Origin of the sequence: Microbacterium sp. GbtcB4, assembly GCF_019091465.1 — a bacterium.
Classification (GTDB): domain Bacteria; phylum Actinomycetota; class Actinomycetes; order Actinomycetales; family Microbacteriaceae; genus Microbacterium; species Microbacterium paraoxydans.
In genome coordinates, this window is sequence record NZ_JAGXJJ010000703.1 from 1 (window position 1) to 232 (window position 232).

The following is a 232-nucleotide window of genomic DNA, read 5'->3' on the forward strand; positions in this document are numbered from 1 at the left end:
GCCCCAACCCGTAGATCCACCCGACGATGGTGATCGAGCCCGGGTTTCCGGCGGAGCGCAACCGGGCCCCGGTCCCCTGCGTGACGAGGGAGGTGCCGACGAGGTTCCCGTCGACCCCCCCCCGGAACACGTCGAGGGGGAAGGCCCCGAAGGGACCGGAGACCACGGGCGGCGCGCCCGGCAGGGTGCCCAGACCGGCGATGCTGATCACGGCAGCGGGCGCCGCACCCCA

1 protein-coding gene is annotated in these 232 nt (G+C 74.6%); it reads right to left on the bottom strand.

Annotation, left to right across the window (positions count from 1 at the left end; translation table 11 throughout):
• Positions 1-232 (bottom strand): hypothetical protein (locus KVS71_RS19330; protein WP_217585334.1); only part of this gene is annotated, 232 nt, incomplete at both ends.